At 35.0% G+C, this 19,338-nt stretch carries 21 protein-coding genes; 15 read left to right on the top strand and 6 right to left on the bottom strand.

Going from position 1 to position 19,338, the window contains the following annotated elements:
- Positions 1-121 precede the first annotated feature (121 nt).
- Together FNW38_RS16100 and FNW38_RS16095 are read left to right on the top strand one after the other, a co-directional pair.
- On the top strand, positions 122-1,441 hold the full coding sequence (locus FNW38_RS16100) for a gluconate:H+ symporter (protein ID WP_143387516.1): 1,320 nt from the start codon (positions 122-124) through the stop codon (positions 1,439-1,441).
- Positions 1,442-1,843: 402 nt separating this feature from the next.
- Positions 1,844-3,262, top strand: coding sequence for a gluconokinase (locus FNW38_RS16095; protein ID WP_143387515.1), 1,419 nt, complete (start codon positions 1,844-1,846; stop codon positions 3,260-3,262).
- Between the two features lie 477 nt (positions 3,263-3,739).
- Here the strand turns inward: FNW38_RS16095 and FNW38_RS16090 are convergent, their stop codons facing one another.
- Positions 3,740-3,943 (bottom strand): hypothetical protein, encoded by a 204-nt coding sequence (locus FNW38_RS16090; RefSeq protein WP_143387514.1) that lies wholly within the window; start codon positions 3,941-3,943, stop codon positions 3,740-3,742.
- A 291-nt stretch (positions 3,944-4,234) separates the two neighbouring features.
- Between FNW38_RS16090 and FNW38_RS16085 the strand changes: the two genes are divergently transcribed.
- From FNW38_RS16085 to FNW38_RS16070, 4 genes are read left to right on the top strand one after another with little or no spacing between them, the layout of a single operon-like run.
- Complete coding sequence (locus FNW38_RS16085; protein WP_143387513.1) at positions 4,235-4,990, top strand: hypothetical protein; 756 nt, start codon at positions 4,235-4,237, stop codon at positions 4,988-4,990.
- A 1-nt stretch (position 4,991) separates the two neighbouring features.
- On the top strand, positions 4,992-5,402 hold the full coding sequence (locus FNW38_RS16080; protein WP_143387512.1) for a DUF5675 family protein: 411 nt from the start codon (positions 4,992-4,994) through the stop codon (positions 5,400-5,402).
- On the top strand, positions 5,399-5,650 hold the full coding sequence (locus tag FNW38_RS16075; RefSeq protein ID WP_143387511.1) for a hypothetical protein: 252 nt from the start codon (positions 5,399-5,401) through the stop codon (positions 5,648-5,650). Before FNW38_RS16080 ends, FNW38_RS16075 begins: the two co-directional genes overlap by 4 nt.
- On the top strand, positions 5,640-5,816 hold the full coding sequence (locus FNW38_RS16070) for a hypothetical protein (RefSeq protein ID WP_185963158.1): 177 nt from the start codon (positions 5,640-5,642) through the stop codon (positions 5,814-5,816). Before FNW38_RS16075 ends, FNW38_RS16070 begins: the two co-directional genes overlap by 11 nt.
- A 208-nt stretch (positions 5,817-6,024) precedes the next feature.
- Here FNW38_RS16070 and FNW38_RS16065 read toward each other — a convergent pair whose 3' ends face one another.
- Positions 6,025-7,809 carry a DUF885 domain-containing protein gene (locus FNW38_RS16065; RefSeq protein ID WP_143387510.1) on the bottom strand — a complete coding sequence of 595 codons (1,785 nt, stop codon included), beginning with the start codon at positions 7,807-7,809 and terminating at the stop codon, positions 6,025-6,027.
- A 183-nt stretch (positions 7,810-7,992) separates the two neighbouring features.
- The gene (locus FNW38_RS16060; RefSeq protein ID WP_394344777.1) at positions 7,993-8,358 is read right to left on the bottom strand and encodes a DUF6943 family protein; all 366 of its coding nucleotides are present in this window, start codon (positions 8,356-8,358) and stop codon (positions 7,993-7,995) included.
- A 286-nt stretch (positions 8,359-8,644) separates the two neighbouring features.
- Here FNW38_RS16060 and FNW38_RS16055 point away from each other — a divergent pair, with 286 nt between their 5' ends.
- Positions 8,645-9,025, top strand: a complete 381-nt coding sequence (locus tag FNW38_RS16055) for a hypothetical protein (RefSeq protein ID WP_143387508.1) — start codon at positions 8,645-8,647, stop codon at positions 9,023-9,025.
- Positions 9,026-9,509: 484 nt separating this feature from the next.
- On the opposite strand, the gene FNW38_RS16050 is transcribed toward FNW38_RS16055, so the two are convergent.
- From FNW38_RS16050 to FNW38_RS16040, 3 genes are all read right to left on the bottom strand, one after another.
- Positions 9,510-9,812, bottom strand: coding sequence for a hypothetical protein (locus FNW38_RS16050; protein ID WP_143387480.1), 303 nt, complete (start codon positions 9,810-9,812; stop codon positions 9,510-9,512).
- Between the two features lie 172 nt (positions 9,813-9,984).
- Entirely contained in the window at positions 9,985-10,662 is a 678-nt protein-coding gene (locus tag FNW38_RS16045) for a DUF6904 family protein (RefSeq protein WP_143387479.1), read from the bottom strand.
- Between the two features lie 69 nt (positions 10,663-10,731).
- The gene (locus FNW38_RS16040; protein WP_143387478.1) at positions 10,732-12,417 is read right to left on the bottom strand and encodes an AlbA family DNA-binding domain-containing protein; all 1,686 of its coding nucleotides are present in this window, start codon (positions 12,415-12,417) and stop codon (positions 10,732-10,734) included.
- A gap of 154 nt (positions 12,418-12,571) precedes the next feature.
- Here FNW38_RS16040 and FNW38_RS16035 point away from each other — a divergent pair, with 154 nt between their 5' ends.
- The 8 genes from FNW38_RS16035 (at position 12,572) to FNW38_RS16000 (ending at position 19,282) form a co-directional block, all read left to right on the top strand.
- The gene (locus FNW38_RS16035) at positions 12,572-13,822 is read left to right on the top strand and encodes a hypothetical protein (RefSeq protein WP_235890221.1); all 1,251 of its coding nucleotides are present in this window, start codon (positions 12,572-12,574) and stop codon (positions 13,820-13,822) included.
- Between the two features lie 90 nt (positions 13,823-13,912).
- Complete coding sequence (locus FNW38_RS16030; RefSeq protein ID WP_143387477.1) at positions 13,913-14,767, top strand: hypothetical protein; 855 nt, start codon at positions 13,913-13,915, stop codon at positions 14,765-14,767.
- An 89-nt stretch (positions 14,768-14,856) separates the two neighbouring features.
- Positions 14,857-15,249: a hypothetical protein gene (locus FNW38_RS16025; RefSeq protein ID WP_143387476.1), complete on the top strand. Its 393-nt coding sequence runs from the start codon at positions 14,857-14,859 to the stop codon at positions 15,247-15,249.
- A 207-nt stretch (positions 15,250-15,456) separates the two neighbouring features.
- A complete protein-coding gene (locus tag FNW38_RS17545; RefSeq protein WP_185963157.1) occupies positions 15,457-15,867 on the top strand; it encodes a hypothetical protein in 411 nt (136 codons plus the stop codon).
- Between the two features lie 161 nt (positions 15,868-16,028).
- Positions 16,029-16,655, top strand: a complete 627-nt coding sequence (locus FNW38_RS16015; protein ID WP_143387475.1) for a sigma-70 family RNA polymerase sigma factor — start codon at positions 16,029-16,031, stop codon at positions 16,653-16,655.
- 2 nt (positions 16,656-16,657) lie between these two features.
- Positions 16,658-17,860, top strand: coding sequence for a hypothetical protein (locus FNW38_RS16010; RefSeq protein WP_143387474.1), 1,203 nt, complete (start codon positions 16,658-16,660; stop codon positions 17,858-17,860).
- Positions 17,853-19,022: a hypothetical protein gene (locus tag FNW38_RS16005; protein ID WP_143387473.1), complete on the top strand. Its 1,170-nt coding sequence runs from the start codon at positions 17,853-17,855 to the stop codon at positions 19,020-19,022. Before FNW38_RS16010 ends, FNW38_RS16005 begins: the two co-directional genes overlap by 8 nt.
- A 38-nt stretch (positions 19,023-19,060) precedes the next feature.
- Positions 19,061-19,282, top strand: a complete 222-nt coding sequence (locus tag FNW38_RS16000) for a hypothetical protein (RefSeq protein ID WP_144065047.1) — start codon at positions 19,061-19,063, stop codon at positions 19,280-19,282.
- Positions 19,283-19,338 lie beyond the last annotated feature (56 nt).

Raw genomic sequence — 19,338 nt, 5'->3', positions numbered from 1 at the left:
TTTTTAGACTTATGTCCAGACGATAGGTATAATACGTCATTTTATATTGCTTTTTTTGTAAAAAAATTAAACCTCGATTTGACAGCCATTATATGATTTCTAATTTATCCCATTCCAATCTATGTCTATATTGATCTTAATTGTAAGTATCCTTTTATTACTTGTTTTGATATCCGCAGTAAAACTCAATGCTTTTATTTCATTGATAATTGCTTCTTTTTTTGTGGGAATTACCAAAGGCATGCTCTTTCCTGACATTATTAACTCACTACAACAAGGGATTGGGAGTACATTAGGTTCTTTGGTTTTGATTATTGCTTTAGGAGTTATATTGGGAAATATCCTTTCGGACAGTGGTGCTGCGCAACGAATTAGTTCGGCAATGATTGATGCTTTTGGAATCAAACATATTAAATGGGCCATGTTACTGACTGGCTTTGCGGTAGGAATTTCGATGTTCTACAATGCTGGTTTTGTGATCTTGATTCCAATGGTTTTCGCTGTCGCAAAAAGCACTAAACAGCCTATAATTTATCTTGGAATTGCCATGGCTTCAGCACTTTCGGTGACACACGGTTTTTTGCCGCCTCATCCAGGACCAACGGCCATTGCCGTTATTTTTAAAGCTGATATTGGCAAAACCTTATTATACGGATTGGTAATCGCGATTCCTACTTTACTGATTTCCGGAATTATTTTTCCGGAATTCAGTAAAAAAATCGTCTCCAATCCACCTAAAGGATTATTTGAAAGCAAGACATTCACTGAAAACGAAATGCCCTCATCCGGCATCAGTTTTCTAGCCGCTTTAACTCCTGTAATCTTAATGGGATTAGCCACAATAAGCGAATTAACCTTAGCTGAAACATCTTCTTTGCGTCATATACTTGGATTCATTGGAAATCCAACAACTTCAATGCTTATTGCGGTATTGTTTGCAATTATTTTTTTAGGCATCAATCGGGGTAGAAAAATGCAGGACATTATGGATAAATCCAGTTCTGCATTAAGTTCTGCTACCATGATTATTATGATTATTGCAGCCGGTGGTGCTTTCAAACAATTGCTGATTGACAGTGGTATTGGTACTGATTTAGCTACTTTTTTTGAACAATCAACCCTTTCTCCTTTACTTTTAGGTTGGTTAATCGCAACTATTATTCGCATTGCGTTGGGTTCAGCAACCGTAGCTGGATTAACTGCAGCAGGAATTGTTCAGCCTTTGGTCGTTAGTTCCGGAATAAGTCCGGAATTGATGGTATTGTCTATAGGAGCAGGAAGTTTAATGTGTTCGCACGTGAATGACACGGGCTTCTGGATGTTTAAAGAGTATTTTGGAATCAGTATTTCGGATACTTTCAAAACATGGACTGTCATGGAAACCATTATAGGAGTTATGGGATTGATCGGCGTATTGTTACTGAATTTATTTGTGGGATAAGAATGTGAAAGCTATAGAATAACAAAAAAAGTATTCAAACCATATAAGGAAATAGTCCTACCACGAATTGTGTGGTTGTATTTTTTCGTCACGAATTTCACGAATATTCCACGAATTAATTCATTATAATTTTCAAGGAATTAGTGTTAATTTGTGAAATTTGTGGTTAACTTTTTTTTACTTTATTTTGGATTTCCCCCTCAATTCGTGGTAGAAGCTAAGAAATATAAGAACATATAAGTGAGATTAGTCTCTTTTGAGAGATATAACCATCAAAGAACTAGGTAGCATATGTACAATACTCGACGTTTCTTATCTTAAATGCTCTTATATTTCTTACATAGTTAACCAACATTTAACATGTTGATTTTAACATTTAGTATAATTCAAATAAACAATTAAATGGAGCAGTTTTACATAGGAATAGACATTGGTACCACGGCAACCAAAGCAGTGTGTTTTGACAAGACAGGGAAAGTGATTCGTCAATTTACCCAGTCCTACTCTATGTATCATCCAAAACCAGATTGGAGCATACAAAAACCGAATGAAATTTTAACGGCTGTTTTAGAATGCATTCAGGAAATTACAAAAGATATTCAACCTCAATTCATCAGTTTTAGTTCGGCTATGCAAAGCATCATGGCTATAGACAATACTGGAAATCCTCTTACCGATGCGATTCTGTGGGCCGACAATAGGGCGCATTCATTAGCCGAAGCACTAAAAGAATCAGAGCAAGGGAAAAGTTTTTATCAAAAAACAGGAATCCCAATTCACACTTTTTCACCAATGACCAAAATTGCTTGGCTAAAAGAGCATGATGCAATAAATTTTTCAAAAGCTTTCAAATTTATCAGTATCAAAGAATACATTTGGCATCATCTTACTGGCGAATATGTAATTGATTCCTCCATGGCATCGGGTACTGGCTTGATGAACATTCATAAGCTACAATGGGAATCGAATATTTTGGATTATTTAAAAATAGAAGAATCTCAACTTTCCACTATTATTAGTTCAACGCATCAAAGCAAAGGGCTTTCAGATAGCTTTAATTACATTCTTGGTGGCGGCGATGGGGTATTGGCAAATTTGGGAACCGGAGCAATGGAAACAGGGCGTATGGCTTTATCCATTGGAACCAGCGGTGCAGTGCGTTTACCAATTGACAAACCTTTTATTGATTCCCAAATGCGAACGCAATGTTATCATTTGATGGACAATCAATACTTGAAATTAGGAGCGGTTAATAATGGTGCGATTGTTTTACAATGGCTAAAAGAATCTATCTTAAAAACGGACGAATCTTTTGAAGAACTTTTTGAACAAGCTAAAACAATTCCTGCGGGATCCGAAGGTTTACTTTTTGTTCCTTATTTATTAGGCGAAAGAGCTCCTATTTGGGATGCTTCCGCTCAGGGAACACTTTTGGGCATCCTAATTATCCATACCAAAGCCCATTTGATTCGAGCCACATTGGAAGGCATTTTATTTGGATTGTTGAGCATTACAGAAATCTTACTCCCTGATTCTGAAAAAAGACACGAAACAACTATCATGGCTAGCGGTGGTTTTGGAAAAAGTGAACTTTGGTTGCAAATGGTCGCTGATATTTTTCAAATGAAAGTAATCGTGGCCGAAACAATTGAAGCTTCTGCTTGGGGAGCTGTTTTAATTGGGTTTAAAGCTACCGGCATTACTATTCCAAATCATACCAGAATTGGAAAAACCTTTTTGCCAAATAAAGAGTATAAAGAAATCTACGAACAGAATTTTGAGAAATTTAAACGGGTTTATCCTTTGTTGAAAGATATTTAAAAACGAACCTTTTAAATTAATCCTAAATGTCTGCTATAACAAAAAAATTTGTCACGCTATAAACCTTTTCAATTAGGGATTAACTTCGTTGATCCCAAGAGGGGCGTCTCACAAAGAAATCAATGCTTGGCATTTCATGCCTGATCCTTTTTTGTTTTATACGCTTAGACAAACAAAAAAGTTTGTCACGCTATAAAACAAAAAATGCTCCCCTTTCAGGAAGCATTATTTATTTGCAGAGAGGATGGGATTCGTAACCACTCCCCCATCCCTTATTTTTATTGGCTTTTTTTATAGCTCTCATTCAAAGTACCCCGAATTGTACCCCTATCAGTTTAATTCGTTTTATACCCTTTTGATATACACAAATATAATAAATTAGATTGTTATTTGAAAATTATATAGCTCTCAATCGTACTATTTACTGAACTAGTTGCAAAAAATCATAGGATTTAGTTAAGCCTCAAGACCTTTTTTCTATCCTATGATACAACGTAAAACATGTTCTATTTGAAGCCCTGAATAACCACAAAATTCCTCTATTGAAATTAATTGATGTGGTTCTTTTTTTAAGTTGTCTTTAATCTTATTTAGGTACAACCTTGCTTGTCTGTATGTTTTACCTGTAATACGTTGTACATCCTTTGGATAAATACATACCCTGATGTTGCTTCCTATCACGATTTTATTTTTAATACATTATCTATACCTATGGTATGCCTTTGAGTTACCTCATATTAGGACCTTATTATCATTTTGACCCGTTTTGTTCTACAAAGTTATCAAAACTCCTACTTAATAAGTGATTAAAATAGGCAATTATAGACCTTTTAGTACCACTATTGACATCTGTTTTTTGAAATGTGATTTAATTGATGGAAACTTTGCTTGAAATCATTCAATATTTTAGTTGCAACGAATGTTCGGAATGGAAGAGTAGTTCAATTATTTCAAACTTAAATTTTAGAAATTATGGCAAGACAGAAAGGCATAATTAAATTGAAAGGTACTATCGGTGATATTACTTTTTACAAAACCAAAGACGGCCATTTGGCCAGAGAAAAAGGCGGTATCGATGCGAATAGAATTGCTAATGATCCAGCGTTTCAAAGAACGCGTGAAAACGGTTCTGAATTTGGCAGAGCTGGTAAGGCTGGTAAAACTTTGAGAACGGCACTCAGAACTTTGCTTTTGAATTCCGCGGATAATAGAATGGTAAGCCGTTTAACACAAGCCATGGTCAAAGTGATTCAAGCGGATATGACTAATGAAAGAGGTTTGCGTAATGTAATTGATGGGGAAGCCGAATTACTTATTGGTTTTGAGTTCAATATTGGCGGAAAGCTTGGAACTACTTTATTTGCGCCATTTGTAGCAGCAATTGATCGAATTTCAGGGGATATCACGGTTGATATTGTTCCATTTGTTCCAGCGAATATGATTGCTGCACCATCAGGAACAACGCATTTCAAAATCATATCTGCAGGAGTAGAAATTGATTTTGAGACAGAAAAATTTGTTGTTGCGAGTTCTGAATCTGATATCCTTCCTTGGGATTCAAATCCAACGGCAGATATCAATCATATTAACTCTATTACACCAGATAGTGTTAGTCCATTATTTTTGGCTCTTGGAGTTGAATTTTACCAAGAGGTTAATGGCAGAATGTACCCATTGAAAAATGGTTCTTACAATCCGTTGTCATTGGTTCAGGTAAGCGGACTCTAATATGGTTCTGGTATTGAACAGAACGTATTTTCCAGAGGGAACGCAAGGGACTTTAGAATGGAACGGCACATTAGTTTGTTATACCATCGAGTTGCCCTGGTTGAATAACCAACAACGAGTTTCTTGTATTCCCGAAGGAAAATATGTTTTGCAGAAGCGGTTTAGCCCAAAGTTCCAATGGCACTTGCATTTGAGAAATGTTCCGGGAAGAGATTTAATCTTAATCCATCCCGCCAATGACGCTAAAACAGAATTATTGGGTTGTATTGGTCCTGTATCAAAACACACTGGAATTGGAAAGGGAAGTTCATCCCGAAAAGCATTAGAAAAACTGAAAGTTTTGGTTTATGATGCTTTAGATCGCAATGAAGTAGTAAAAATAAGTATCCAATCTAAAAAAGTAGATGTATGAATATAGTTGAAAGAGCAAAATCGCCGACCCCGAAGTTTTTTAGGGTTTTGAGAAGTATTGGATTGGCTTTGTTGGCCATAAGCGGAAGTGTCATTGCAGCGCCAGTGGCTTTGCCAGTAGCGGTGGTTACCGTTGCAGGATATGTGGCTGTCGCAGGTGGCGTTATATCTGCAGTAAGTCAAATCACGGTGGATGGTAAAGCCAAAAATGAGCAAGAGACCCAAAATAAAAGTCGTGATGGAGACTAATATTTCCTTCCGAATTGGAACCGCATCAGGAACTTTGTTGAGTATTATACCCAATATCCTTTCTGAAGATATTGTAAAAACGATTATATTAGCGGTCGTAGGGGCAACAGTAAGTTTTACAGTTTCGCTCCTTTTAAAAGGATTGACAAAATTAAAAAATAAATAGTCCTGTTATGATTGGTAACCTTTTCCGGACTAAATAAGAAAGCCAAGTTGTAAGACTTGGCTTTTTTGTTTTAACGTCCCAGACTTTACATTTGCTACGGATTAAGAAAGTCAAAACTTTCAGTTAAATACTGCTTTGACAAGTACAAAAACGACTTTAAGTTAAGCCTAAACCCGCCATATTGCCAAACTGCCATTATGCGTTTGTACTACTTTCTTTTTGCCCATTCATCCATATATGTTTCAAATACATTTAGCGGCATATTGCCCCCCTGTAATATAGCATCGTGAAAAGCCATGAGATTAAACTTAGTACCTAACTCTTTTTTATATTTATCTCGCAACTCTTCAATTTTCAACTCTCCGATTTTATAGGAAAGTGCCTGACCTGGCATTGCCATATAGCGCTCAATTTCTGCAATTGCGTTATGTTCTGATATGGCTTCATTTTCCATCATGTATTTTATCGCCTCTTCTCTTGTCAGCTTTCCGGTATGTATTCCAACATCCACAACTAAACGTATGGCCCTGTGAATTTCATTTCCGTATGCTCCCATTTTCTGATATGGGTCTATGTAACATCCTAATTGTTCTCCAAGAGATTCGCAATAGAGTGCCCATCCTTCTGAAAAGACAGGATAAGAAGAGAATCGTCTGAATTTAGGCAGTGATGTATTTTCTTGTAATAAAGAAAATTGATAATGATGCCCAGGAATAGCTTCGTGTAAAAATGTTGCTTCCAATGCCCAGTTTGTTATGTTTATTTTTGTCGGGTCAATTATAGGAATGTAATAAATACCAGGGCGTTTACCATCAGTAGAACTTCGGTTATACTGAGGAGCAGCAGCCGCGGCACGAAACGATTCCACCTCTCGTATTTCAAAAGGTGTTTTGGGAGCAACACTAAAAAGCTTTTTTAACTGCGGTTGTATTTTAGTCAGCACTGCACGGTTACCGTCTAATACTTCCTGAACAGTTTTAAAGGGCATAAATTGTTTATCGGTTTGCATATAGCTAAACAGTTCTTTTAAAGTGCCAGAAAAACCAATTTTATTTTTTAATTGTTCCATTTTCGCAGTAATCCTAGTCACTTCACTTAAACCTGTTTCATATATTTCTTCAGGAGATTTACGAGTTGTAGTAAATAAATAAATATTGTAACGATACATCGCTTCACCGTTAGGTAATGCATTAATACCGCTTGTTGAACGTGCTGCATTTAAATAATCCCCGCTAAAAAATGTGCTTAGTTTTTTGTAAGCAGGAATAAGTTGATTAATAATTGCATGATTATATAAATTAGTCATGCGTACTTTATCTTCATTTGAAAATTGCTCAGGAAAATGTTTAATCGGACCATAAAAAATATTTTTGGAAGTATCGCTTTGCGCAAGGCTTTCCATTTGAGGAATCATTTTCAATACTAATGACTTTGGCAACACCATTCCTGCTTTAATGCCTTTGCGGAAGTTTGCTATGGTGGTATCTGTCCAAACGGTAAATGCATCAATCCGTTGCAACCAGTTCTTATAATCCTGAACAGTTTTAAATGGCTGATCTCCTGAGCCACCCCCACGCTGGCCCATTTTAAGGGGTAATGAAAAGAACTGTGCAAAAGGCATCCGCTCATTATGGTATTGTTCGGCTTCGAGTTCCCTAATCAGAATGTCCCTTAAAATATAAAGAGAAATACGATCTTCGAAATTCAGGTTTCCTGGTTTGAAGCCGTTTAATTCTATTTGATATTTTGAATAAAAATCATGCACTTGTTTTAAGAATGCTACCGAACCATCATTTGGCAGCATATTATTATAACGATTGTCCCCGATAGCAGTGGCTTCTGATGGAAAAAGTTTTAAACGGTCTTCGTAGTAGTTTTCAAATAATTGATGTAGCCCACTATTACCGGTGATATTTTGTGCAATCATCTTGGTTTCTCCAGAACATAGAAGAATTAAAGCGATAAAAATTATTTTCTGTATTTTATATTTCATAATAATATTTTTTACAAAGTTAATTACTTGCAATCTCTTTCAAGTTAGGTCTGCCGCCAAAGCATGAGGTATAACAGTTTTGGGTTTGGCAAAAGTGTGTTTAAAAGGATCTCCGCATTGTCTGACAAACGTAAGATCTTATTTCTCTCAAATATACATTATAATATTACACATTTTACTTTTTTATTTACTGCAATAGCGGGATAAAATGACTCTACGCATTTCGTTGATAAGATTAATGTTTTGATGGAATTCTTCTTCTTTTTGTTCCAACAACCTCAACGCTTGGACCTGTTTTTTGTGTAACTCGTGTTCGTGCGTTATTTCATCTGCTTTAGTCGAAAAACCTTTTTTGAAATCATAGATAAGTAAAAATGGAATTACGGATCCGCAAAGAGATTGGTGCCAGAATTTGGATTTCCAAAGACTGTACGCCAGCCAATACACAGTTTCTGCATCTTCGTCATTTAGAAATTGAATCACAAAACTGTTTGCAAACGGCTCTTTTTGGGGTTTGCCGCTAGTCATCCCTTTATTCAGAATAAAGATTCGGTTTCCTTTGTAAACTGAGTCTTTTTGATGGGTTTTGATAATAAAATTTAGCGTGGTTTCGGAGATTAAAAGCTAGGTTTCCTTCTATTTTCCGTTTTTTATGAATGCTGAATTTGTCGAAACCGCCTTTTCTAAAACATTTCAAAAAGAAAAAAGAAAAAAAGAAAGTCGTCTCTCCAGTGGAGGTTTTTAAAAAATCTAGTTTTTTAGAAAAAATACTACCCGACTCATTACCGTAAAAGTTGTACCGAAGCAGTTGGTTGTATATTATAAAAGACATGAAATGAAAAAAGAACGAGGGTGGAGATTTTTTCTAAAACCCGTAGGGCTTGAACTTGTATTTTTTATAAAACCGGAACTTACCTTTACTTTCTTTTTTTATTTTTTTTTCGAAGACGGATGTTGTTGTTTAGCTTTTTGCAGGGGAGTTCTTATGGAAACGGCAATCAAACACCCCCAAGCACCGCAGAAAATAATGATTGTAGCGCTAGCGGAAATTATTGTTTTTCGAGGAGCGCAGTGGCGGGGTTGCGGCAATCGAACAGCCACCCTAGACCGGGAACGAAGCGCAGTCCCGCTTTTTCTGCGGAACGAAGTGGAGAGAAGGGATAGGAGCGTGAAACGGTGGGGAAAAAATAAAAAGCAGCCGGTAGGCGTTCCTTGATTTAAGGCAAAGTGTTAACGGAGCCAACCCCAATGGCTGGGCGAAGGAGCAACCGCTTAAAAAATAAGGGGCGACAGACACCATACTGCTGGAATGCAGTGGAGCGTAGCCTGCGGAGTGTAACGGAATGAAGCGGTATTGTGGATGTAATAGCCCCGCCGAACGTAGGGTAGAGAACGTGTGAAGATGAGGAACGAAGCGGCGCAATAAAAATAGCTGCTTATTTCCAAGCTGCTATTTTTATTGTGCTGCGTAGTGTCTGCGGAATGGAGGAAGGAGGCTTTTTCTGCCGACGACTGACTGGAGCTGCCGAACGGAACAAAGAGAACGACCGAAGAGAGACCGCTTGATTGCTCGTGATATTTAACGTAAATGTTGTATTGAAATTAATTCTCTATTGAAACTGTATAAATTCGGGATAGGCTTCAAAAAAAATGAATATTGGAAATGAGTTTCAATAAAGTATAATAGAGATTTCTGAATTTTATCTTTTTTTGTTTTGTTGTGAAGTAATGCAAGTAATAAAACCTGTTAGTGAAATATTTAACCAAAATTGCCAATTTGTTTTGTCGAAGAAAGTTACGATTAATGAAATAATTGTAAATGTGATTAGAGCTATAAAAGGTGTCAGATACTTTTTAATTTTTTTGATTTTATTTATTCGTCCAGTCTTATTCTTTTTTTGAGAAACAGTCACACCATAGTCCGTGATGTTATTAGTCGTTTTGTCGTAGACAGCCCAACCGATAGAATTTGTTCCTAAATCAAGTCCTAAAATTCGTCCCATTTGTTTTTATAATTAAAGATTAAAAATATAGCAAAGATAATTATTAACAAAATGAAGTAAATGAAGACGTAAATTTAGAAATACTTGAACTAAAAGAAGATTTTGGTGCGGATGAGTGAATGGAGATAGTGTATTTTTTTATTGGGCTTAAATCAAAATAAGAAGCAACTTTTTACCACTGTAAATCTTCATAGTTAACATTGTCGTCATTAAGCTCTAATGCGGATATTTTACAATCAAACTGCTTTGCAGATTTTTCAAGAGATTTTTCATATGTACTATATTCATCAGTATAGTTACATGCCGTTTTTAATAAATTAGGTAATTGCCTAAAAGATTTTTTTCCTCTTGGCATACAAAAGTATTCAGCATTTATACGTCTCATGTATAAATATAAATTAGGATTCCCACTATAAATATTCCCCTTTATATAATTGGACAAAACACTAGCGCCTTGGGGATCATAAGAAAACATAGCTTTCTCAAACCAATATTCTAATTGCATCAAAATAGATTGATCAAGTTCCGAAATACTATAATAACGAGTATTATAACGAAGTGCAGAAATAACAAAAAGGAGATGAATCCAAGAAAGTTGACATCCATAATATTTGCTTTCCGAAAAAATATAATAACCATATTCACTAATCAGTCTTGACTCTTCATAACTTTTTCTTACTTCATAAGAAAAACTACTAATGATTTTATCTCTTGACTCAAAACCATCGTTATTGAGGTTACTTTCTTTGTTCCATAAGTTAGCAGTTACCTCGTATAGCAATGTTAAATCATCATAATTTCCCCATAGCTCTACACCAAGTCCTTTTTTAGTAGGTTTTATAAATAACATATTTATTTAGTTTTTAATTCTGTGATTGGTTATGCCACATGAGGATAATATCCCTAAACTTGTTTTTCTTTACTCTTGATTGCCTAAGAACATTTTCCCAATTAAAGTTAACCTGTATTTTTGATCTGGTGCAGTTGGATTTTGCGGATTTGTTTTTTCAATCCATTGCAATTGTTCTAATGGCTTTACATAGTTGTCCCGGAATGTTTTCTTGTTTGCATAACCAACTGCCGTCATTATATCATCTAATGCTATTGGTTCAGCGGTTAAAGACAGAATGGCGATTATGTATCTTACTTTTTTATGGAGGAGCTCGGTACTTTTTTGAGCCCAACTTGGTGTCTTTTTTATTGTGTCTTCATCAATAGGTTGATTTTTAGGCCAATCAAGATTGGATAGCTTAGTACCTTTTTGTGTCCAACTCGGTACCAAATACAAAAGACAAGTTTCCCAAGAAGCTTCAGCCAGTTCCGGATCGATGTTAATTTTGCTTAATGAAATTTCCAAATGAGAAGTATATGCGACATTTAATTCGAGCCAATTTAGCCATTTTTTTGCATAAGGTTTTAATGTAGCTAAATGTAAAGGAATAATTGTTTTGAAAATAGGACCTTCAATAAATACAGGTTGTGCATCTTCGATGTATAAAGGAAGATATTTTTTTGTGTTTCTAATTCCGGAACCAATTTCATCTGTCCAACCCAAAGCAGTGAAAAATTTGCGGATGTTTGGGTTTTTAGGATAGGGATTAAAACTGTTTAAATCGATTGGTCCACTGAAATGAGGATTATTCGGATTGGTAATTGTTAGTTGATTTTGGTCAATAATTAGTTCCGTAGCTAAAGCACTGCTATACTCCCGATGCACTATCACATTACCTATAACTTCTCTAAATACTTTATCTCTTATATCTATTCTTTGGTCACCCTCCATATAAAACTTTTCGGGTAAATGCTTATTTACAAATCCTTTTAATCCAATATAGGTGTCGATTAAATTAGTACGTAACGGAGGGGTTATTCTATCATCCCATCGGTCTTTGTTAACCTTACGCACCATTCCTTCTACTTTGTAAGCAGGTAATAGGCTTTGTATAGTTGTATCTTTTCCGAAAATTAATGCCGCCGCTAATGTTAATCCTTCTTTTTGGGTAAAAAAGTCTTTTCTCCAGAGCGAAGCATCCTCTAGCATTTTTTTATTTTTTTCAAAAAGCCAAGGATGGTCACTTTGATTGGATCTAATTAGATTACGTGCTTTGTCAAATAACTTTTCATCAAGGTCTTCCATTGTTAGATTAGGAATGACTTGACTTTCTGTAAAATAATTTCGTTTATTAAGATGCAAATCACTTACTCGTTGATTTTGCTTTGTAATATCTAAATCACTTTCATATTCTCGGATGTAAATTACGTTTTTGTGGTCGTGGACTTGAGAACTTACAGGAACTTGCATGGCTATTATCCAAACACCGTTTAATTGAACTGGAACAGGTTGTAAATATAGAGGAGGATTGATACAGTCAGTAGAATTAATTGAAGATACTAAATCTTTTAGGATTTTGTTTTTAAACGTTTCTTCAATTCCTGAAATTGTGCCATCATCTTCAATCCCTAATAATAAAGTACCTCCTTCGGTATTGGAAAAGCTTACGACTGTTTCGTATAAGTCGGAAGGAACCGACCGTTTGGCACTTTTGAATTCAATATGCTTTCCTTCTCCTTGTGAAATTAGTTGTCTTAAAAGTTGTTCTTCCATTGTTTTTTATTGGCATTTTTTGCTGTGCTAAAGTATAAAATTAACCCTATAATACATTGTCTTAATATTAGCAATTTAGTTTAAAATAAAAAATATTTCTCTTCATGGGTTACTTTTTTGTCTTTTCTCTATTAATAAGAAAAAAACAAATACTATGGAACTTACAAACAACCAATCGGAACAAGCAGTTGAAACTGCAAATGACAATCTTCAAGCTCAAATAGATGCTGTTGCTACAAAGAAAGTGGAACGTGTAAAAAGCTTTAGAGAATATGCTTTTGAAAAAGCGGGTTTGAATCGCGGGGATTATCTTTCCTTGAAGACCTATCTAAAGTGGATTAAAGACGGTCATCTTGTGGACGAAACCTATGACGAAAATGAGCAACTTCTTTTGAAGCAACAGGTGAAAAATAAAATTAGTACCAAGGAAGATGAGAAAGAAAAATTAGAGGGAGAAAAAAGAACTGCCGTTGAAGTTGCAAAACCTTCTATTGAGAAAAAAATTAAAGAATTGAATGATGAAATTCAACAAACCAAAATTGACTTGGCTGAAAATGCCGTTCAAACCGGTTATCAATCTGAAAAATACTTTATGTATGCCGGTTTAGTAATTGTACTTTCTTTTTACTTACTTTTTTTCTACGCTTCGGCCATTTATGCTTCTTTTTTCAGAAATGCAGGAAGTATATTGAAGTATGCAGGTGACGATATTGCCTTGTATTTGGACAGTATTTTTGACGTGAAGGGTATTTTCACTTGGTCCCCTTCCTTAATCATTGTTTATTTGGGAGCTTTCTTGTTTTTTGCTATTGGTTTAATCCCTCATAATATAGAGGGAGAAAATAAGAAATGGAATGTTGGACTTGCTATTTTAGGTGCTTTTATAGCCGATTCGCTAATGGCTTATAAAATAGATTTAGGAATACATGATTTGAAGGTAATGGCAGGTGTTGCCGACACGGATTGGCATTTCTATTCCAGTATCAACTTTTATATGGTGTTGCTTTTTGGGTTTTGTGCTTACTTGGTTTGGGGTTATATGTTTGAAATGATGCTCAAAGAAAAGAATAAAAAAACAGGAGATGTAAGGGCAGCTTTAATCATTAAGGGATTGAAAGAGGAAATTAAAGGATTGCGAGTGGAGCTACAAGCGTTGGAAACCAAGATTATTGAATTGGAAACGCAAATTAAAACCATCTTTTCGCAATTGGAGCAATTGAAGCAAGATTTAGAAAACAGTATGCTCAAACCCGATGCCTTGTCACAAAATCTAACCAGCTTTTACATGGGATGGCGTCAATTCTTAAATGGAACCAGTGATTTGAATGTGGAAAAAGTAAGATGTGAGGAGACTTTTAATGACTTTATGCAGTCTCAATTTAATCAAACGGCAATCCTTAATTAACTATTTCCCATTTTACGGAAAGCCGTAAGAAAAGACTTTAGCATATTCTACTTTTATAAAAATAATTGAACAATATAAAAAACTGAAACCATGAAAAACGTATTGTATATTTTAGTCATCGTATTTACCACTTCTTTTTTACTCATTTCTTGTGGTGAGGAAAAAACCAAAAAGAAGCAAAAACCATCAAACTACACCGTTGTTTTGGATTTAAGTGATCGCATTCTTTTGCCGGAACAACTCGATAAAGACTTTTATTTGATTGAAAAATATTTTAAAGCTTTCGAAGAAAATTCAAGACACAATTTGGTTTTAACATCGAAAAATCGATTTTCCGTTAAAATCATTCCACAAAAAAATAGTCCATTAGCTGCAGATCACTATGAAGATTTGCTACAACTTTATCTTGATGAAACCGAAGTGAAGGACAAAAACAAATCGCTATTAGCTTTGTCACAATCTTTGCCGAAGGTCCTGAAAGCACTTAAAAAAGAAGCTTTGTTTGGAAAAACTTCAAGTAATTATTTTGGAGTAGATATTTGGGCTTTTTTGCACGACAACGGAATGGGATTGAGTAAGTTCGGTTATGACAATACGGTTTTGGTTCTTACAGACGGTTATTTTGATTTTGAAAGTCAAACTCATGTTATCAAGGAGAAAAACCAATATACGAGTACCCATTTTCTAAATGAATTGACTGCAACTGATTGGAAACAAATTTCGGAAACAAAAGAATATGGTTTGTTACCCATAAAATTAGAGAAAAACACCAAATGGATTGTTGCCGGGTTTTCCGGTAAGAAAGCCAACGATATTTTGCAAACGGAGAAAATCACTTATTTCTGGAAAAAATGGTTGACACAATCCGGAGTTGCGGTATCACAATTTATTTTGAATAGTTCAAAAACCGAAATGAGTTCTAACTTATTAGAACAATTACGCTAATACGTTTGTTTGTTACCCTTGTTTTTTTTGAAACCAACCCGGATTGGGTTGGTTTTTTATTCCTTCTATAAATTACAAAATAATCAAAAATGAAAAAAATATTTTTACTAATCCTATTGGGATTTACACTCACATCAATCGGTCAAGAAACGGAACCGGTTCAGTTTAGAAGAGTTTACACTATTATGACTAGCGCAACCGAAGAAGTAGGTGCAAAAGAGGAAGTGGAGAAAAGAGAAACTACCTTGTTTTATAATTATCAGGGCACTCGTAATATTAAGATATACAAAGAAGACGGAAGCACAGAGATTTATGTGAAAACGGGTCCAATAGAAGAAGGCAAAACCGATGGTGGGATTGCTTGGCAAGGAGGTTTGTACCTTGGAGAAAATGGAGCGGAGATATTTATTCAATTATTTGATGACCAAGAATACGGCGTTAGATTACTATTTACAGGAGTCGGGATTATTTGTCTTCAATAAGCAAGTTAGAATTATTGAAGAAAAACATATAATGGGCGTTTTATATAGAATAAAAAACAGCAAATGTGAACTCATTCAATCATAAAACTTTGTAAATAGGGCAATTGCTGTTTCTTTTAAAAAAAAATAAAAAACTAAGGGTTACCTTTTCATTATTCCTGTATTAATGAATATAAACAATCATTAACAATTTTAAATTTACTTATTATGAAAAAAATTATCTTCATCATCGCGTTTTTATTTACAACTGCTTTTACTTTTGCTCAAGTTTCTGTAAAAGGATATTACCGAAGTAACGGAACTTATGTTCAACCACATCAAAGAACAGCACCTAATGCCACCAGAAACGATAATTACAGCACGATAGGCAATACCAATCCTTACACAGGGGAAGCCGGAACACAATCCAGAGATGAGAATTCCTCTTCTTCAAGTTATACCAATAGCAGCTCGTCATACAGCTCACCAAGTTATTCTACGACTACTGCTACTTCTCCAAGTTATTCTACAACTTCTACTCCAAGTTATAGTTCAAGCAATACAATATACACAGGATCACGAGGAGGTCAGTATTATATAAACAGTAATGGGAATAAAACCTATGTCCGAAGAAATTAGGTTAATAAATTTCAAATGTCTTCAATCTCTTGAATTATATCCAAGGGATTGACATTTGGTTTTCAAACTTTTATTTTGGTTATTCTTTATTAAGTGCTACCATCTCAAAAAAAACACTTATTTTGTAACTTGTTTAACACTTCCTACAAAATATAGAAGAGATGCCAATAATTACCACAACGAAGTTTGGACATTTGAAGGATAAAGAATTAGTAGTTCTTATTCAACAAAACCAAGATTATCTGGGAGAAGTTTATAAACGATGCAAATCGTATAGCATACAATTTATGCGAAAAATGACCAACGGTTCAATGAAAGATTATGAATTGGACGATGTATTCCACGATTCGATTTTGGTTTTGTACGAAAAAATCATTGCTGGTAATTTCGAATTAACAGCTTCTTTGCAAACTTATTTGAATTCGGTTTGCCGTTTTCAGTTGTTAAACAAGATAGGAAAGGACAAGGTGAATTCGGACTATCAAGACAATTCTGTTGATGAAAATGATGACTATCCAATGAGTTATAAATCGACCATTACGGATTGTCTGGATGAAATAGAAGATCCGAAAGAAAATCAATTTACAGCTATAGAACGTGCGTTGGTAATTATGAAAGAAGCCGGTGGGCATTGTTACGAATTGCTGACTTTGTTTTGGTATCATAAAAATTCAATGGTAGAATTAACGCAACATTTTGGTTATAGTAATGCTGACAATACAAAAGTGCAAAAATCAAAATGCCAAAAGCGATTAGAAAAAATGGCTTTTAACGAATTGAACAATTAGAAATGAAAACAGCTACTGTCCTAGTAAAAAATATAATCCTTCCCCAATTGGAGAAAGACCCAAAGTTTGATGTTCAAAAAACGAATGCTGATTTTTGGGGAACCTTTACCAACGATTTATTGCGCTTTGAAGAAGATGCCAAACCGCTTTATGCTTCAATTTACAGTTTGGAACTGGATGGTGCCGAAAAAGTGATTTCTAAATTATCGGGTGTTTATTCAAAGTTGCTGAAAGAATTAGCCGAAAGTTATGTTTTAGGGCAAAGCTCGGAAGCCACTGAATATTTGCTAAAAAGCAACAATGACCATTTTTTAAAAGAAGTTCGCTTTTTGCAAACGATGGAACAAGCCATCAAAAGTGTGGAGCGCAAACGTATTAAATCAGATTTACCCAATACCTACGACCGACTTGCTTTTGAACTTTCCGAAACTGATATTACCAACGCCACTAAAAAAAAAGGCCGTGAAGATTTAAAAGAAAAGATGAAGCAATGGGATACCGAATTGGTTGAAGAAAGTGACATGGTTCCTGTTTTTTCTATGCTGAAAAATGAAAATAAAAACAAGAAGCAAACGAAAGTTATTTCGTTGTCTTGGATGAAATATGCCGTTGCCGCTTCTATAATTATTGCTACGGGGATATTCTATTTTAAAAATCCAAATTCTGGCATCATTCCTGCCGAGAATGGTGTGGTGACAACCGAAGATAAAAAAGGAACTACAGAACATCCAATAAATCGTCCTGTTATTGAAGCCATTGTTCTAGCAGAAATTGAAACAAGTTCAAGAAGTATTACTGTTTTAGAACCTTCATCATTAGGCTTCACTCCTTCGGATAAAAAGCCAAAAGTTACCGTGTATTTCAAAGATGCTACACAACGTATTATTTCATTAGAAAAATTAATCGAAAAAAATAAAGTAAGCAGTTCTGTTGATTCTAAAATTTTAGATAAGTACAAAGCAGAATTAGCCGACTTAAAAAATCCAAACGAAAAGTATTCCTTTGATGGAAAAACACTAACTCTGTTTTGTAAGTATGACCCAAAACAATACGGAATTATAGTAACGGAAGACCAACGCTATTTCCTTAAAAAAGGAAGTGTTTTTTATAATTTAAAAATTTCATCAGTCTCTTTGCCTTTAGAAAAAGTGACCGACGCTGCTACAATAGAATCATTAGAAAAAATAACCTTTGAAAATGAATAACCAAATCTCATATACCTCATTCAAAAAGAAAAGCTTTGCTTTTATTTTTGTGGTTGTCATCGGTAGTGTGTTTTCTGTTCATGCACAAAACAATGCTGAGATTCAGATTAATGTCGTTTTCAACCAATTGGTTACGGCTTATGGCAGTACGAAATCTGCACCTCAACTGGTCATTTTGAAAGACAAGCCCAAACAAAAAACACCTGCGTTTTATCAAGCCTCTCCAAAACCTGTGGTGAAAATGGATATCTATTTGTACACATTATGTCGCACTTTTGGAAAAGATAGTTTGAATGCTTTAGCAGTAGTTATTAGTCACGAGTTGGCGCATTATTACAATGACCATACTTTTTGCTCTGACTTTGCTTTTGCGATACGAAAAGACAATACCACTTTGAGCAGTAAACTCAAGGCATTGAAACTCGAACGTATTGGCTATGAAACCCAAGCCGATCATACCGGTTTGTTTTATGCCTGTATAGCAGGATACCAACCTTTGGAAGTTTCCTCTCGTTTGTTGGATGCTATTTATACGGATTACCAACTTAAAGATAACGAACCTGGTTATCCCACTAAAAGTGAACGCAAAGTAATTGTTGCCACTGCACAAGCCAAGATAACGGACTTGTTCCAACTATTTAAGCAAGGCAACCAAGAGTTGGCCAATAAAGAGTATAGTAAAGCAGCAACCGATTTTGAAGTATTGACACAACATTTTCCCTCACGAGAGAACTATAATAATTTGGGTGTGGCCAGAACAATGGAAGCATTGCAATACCAGCCTTTGAGTAGAGGTGCCAGTTTGTACCCAGAACGTTTTGTATATCCTATTGCAAATGATACGATAAGCCGATTGCAACAAACCAGTGGAGAACGCGGTTTTGACGAAGAGCATAGTGAATTGATGCAACGGTTATTAAAAAGCGCCCAAAAAGATTTTGAAAAAGCCATTAGTTTAGACCCTGATTATGCAATTTCCTATGTTAATTTGGCCTGTGTCTTTGATTTGTTAGACAATCCAGAGGCCGCTATTGGAAAAATAAAAGAATTACCTAAAGCAGCACAAGAAAGTAAAGCCGCCCAACGCATTTTGGCGATTGCTTATTATAATGCCGATATGGAGGAAAAGGCGGAGAAGATTTGGAAGGAATTAGAAAAGTAATTATGAGAAATGTTTTTAAAGGATTTGTATTTGGACTAATGCTTAGTAATATATCTTATAGTCAAAATTACATGGATAGTATTTCTAAATATTATCTAAAAGATAATAATCAAAAAACGATTTATTTTGGTGAAAAGTTTAAAAAAAGTTTAGAAGACATAGGACATATTGATAATGAAGGTTATGCCGCAATTTTAGATATATTATCTTCTCAATATATTGACATAAGTGATTTTGACAAAGTGGACATGCTAACTTAGCAATCACAGAAAGTTAAGAAATAATCTTAATTTTAACCTATGAAACAAGTCCGCAA

The sequence above is a fragment of the Flavobacterium gawalongense genome, from assembly GCF_007097265.1.
In the GTDB taxonomy this organism is placed as follows: Bacteria; Bacteroidota; Bacteroidia; order Flavobacteriales; family Flavobacteriaceae; genus Flavobacterium; species Flavobacterium gawalongense.
Note: the sequence above shows the minus strand (reverse complement) of the source record. Positions and strands in the feature narration are given on the sequence as shown.